Genomic DNA, 2,418 nt, shown 5'->3' with positions numbered 1-2,418 from the left:
GGCGGGTCTGACCCGCCATGGACAGTCCCTCGCCATGCAAAAACAAAAACTGATCGCCCTGTTTCCGGAAGCCAGTTTCGGCGCGGCCTTGAACTGTATTGGTATCGCTCAGTCGTTGCGTGAGCTGGGCGCCAGACCGGTGTTCATCTGCCATGAGCATTTCCAGGGGCTGTTCGCCGAATATGGATTCGACGAGTACCCGATTCCGCAAGTGAGCCCGTTGTCGGCGGCGGAACACCAGCACTACTGGGAACGCTTCATCGAACGCAGCATTCCCTACTTCGACCAGACCCCGCTGGCGCAGATCGACAGCTACGTGGCGCCCGCCTGGGAAGCCATCATCGACACCGCGATCGAAGCGGAAAAACCCTTGCAGCAGTTGCTCAGCCGCCTCAAGCCGGATGTGATCGTGCTCGACAACGTGGTGATGTTCCCGGCCATCGCCAACGCTGGCTGCCCGTGGGTGCGGGTGGTGTCCTGCGCCGAGACCGAACTGCCGGATGCCGCTGTTCCGCCGTACCTGTCCGGGTGTCTGGCGAGTGACACCGAGGCCTGCGAGCGTTACTCCGGGCAGTACCTGAAGGCTGTCGCACCGGCCCATGAACGCTTTTCGCAATTTCTCCTCGGCAACCATACGGCGCCCTGTCCTGCGGGGCAGTTCCTCACCGATTCCCCCTGGCTCAACCTGCTGCTGTCGCCGACGCCTGTGCGTTATGAACGCCGGCAGCCGCTCGATCCGCAGCGCTACGTCTACCTCGACGGCTGCGTACGGCGGGAAGCGCCGTACATCGTCCCGGACTTCCCACGGCACAACGACGCACCGCTGATCTACCTCAGTTTCGGCAGCCTTGGCGCCGCCGACACCGGGATGATGAAGCGCCTGATCAGCACGATCGAAACCTTGCCCTATCGCTTCCTGGTCAACGTTGGCGCCTACCGCGACATGTACACCACCGTGCCGGACAACGTGTACCTCGACAGCTGGTTTGCCCAGCCGGCAGTGCTCAAGGAATGCGATGTGTTCATCCATCACGGCGGCAACAACAGCTTCTGCGAGGCGCTGTACTTCGGTTTGCCGTCGCTGATCATTCCGTATTGCTGGGACGGCCACGACAATGCCGCACGGGCCGAGGAAGTCGGCGTCGGCCGTTACCTGCCGCGCTTTGCCGATCCCCTGGCCGACCTGCCCGGCGCCCTCGAACAACTGCTGGCCGATCAACCGATGAAGCAACGCCTCAAATCGTTCAGCGAGCGCATGCAGGCGACCCGCGGCACCGACATTGCCGCACGCGCGATTCTCGCTCTACCCGATCTCTAGTGGCCTGTACGGTTAATTCGAGTACTCAAATTCGAGTGCCAGGGCTTGTCAGGCAAGGCGCCATGACGAGTCGTAGCTCGCTACGGCGAGGAATGGCAACGCAGCCTGGCAAGTCCTGGCGCCGAAGTTGAGTGCGCGAATTAGCCACACAGGCCACTAGCCATAACAACAAAAACCGTCGGGCAACCGAACGCAATCGTCGCTGCCCGTCACACTGCCGGAGTTTCAGCATGAATGCCCCACCGCGTCTCGATTCGCCAGGCAACGTCCTGCCCCATCCCTTTTGGCAGGACACCGTCACCCCGCCATCCGCCGCACCGTCCGTAGCCGGAACAGTGCAATGCGACCTGGCCGTGGTCGGCGGCGGATTTACCGGATTGTGGACGGCGCTGCTGGCTCGCCAGCGCCAACCGGGTTTGAGTATCGCGATCATCGAGGCGCGGCGCTGCGGTGGTGAAGCCAGCGGACGCAATGGCGGTTTCTGTGCACCAAGCATTTCCCATGGAGTCTCCAACGCCCTCAAGCGCTGGCCTGAAGAAGCAGAGCAACTGATCCGACTGGGCCGGCAGAACTTAGATGAGTTGGCCGCCGACCTGCAGCGCTTCGGCATGAACGTCGAATTCGAACGCCAGGGCAAACTTAACGTGGCCAGCCAACCGTGGCAGGTCGACGGCTTGCGTTCAATGCAGCGTAACTACGCCCGCTTCGGCATTGACTGCGAGTGGCTGGAAGGCAGCGGCCTGGCCCGGAAACTCGACTCCCCGGCGTACGTGGCGGGCCTGTTCGAACCCAACTACGCCCTGCTCAACCCGGCAAAAATGGCCGCCGAGCTGCGTCGCGTCTGCCTGGAGCAAGGGGTTCAACTGTTCGAGAACAGCCCTGTCTTGCAACTGGATGCGGACAAAGACAGCTTGCGACTGCGCACAGCCAACGGCGAAGTGATCGCCGGGAAAATCGCCCTCGCCACCAACATCGCCCCGCCGTTGCTCGGGCACCTGAAGTCGAGTGTGATTCCGGTCTACGACTACAGCCTGGTCAGTGAACCGCTGAGCAATGAACAACTGGCAGCCATCGGCTGGACCGGCCGCTACGGCATAGCC

The 2,418-nt window shown here is 62.3% G+C and carries 2 protein-coding genes; both read left to right on the top strand.

From position 1 onward, the window contains the following. Window positions 1-1,318 (top strand): nucleotide disphospho-sugar-binding domain-containing protein (locus tag PMI29_RS09720; RefSeq protein ID WP_008000533.1); only part of this gene is annotated, 1,318 nt, incomplete at its 5' end. Window positions 1,319-1,548: 230 nt separating this feature from the next. Continuing rightward, window positions 1,549-2,418 (top strand): NAD(P)/FAD-dependent oxidoreductase (locus PMI29_RS09725; protein ID WP_008000531.1); only part of this gene is annotated, 870 nt, incomplete at its 3' end.

This window comes from Pseudomonas sp. GM49, assembly GCF_000282355.1.
Lineage (GTDB): Bacteria > Pseudomonadota > Gammaproteobacteria > Pseudomonadales > Pseudomonadaceae > Aquipseudomonas.
This window is presented reverse-complemented; position numbering and strand designations above follow the sequence as displayed.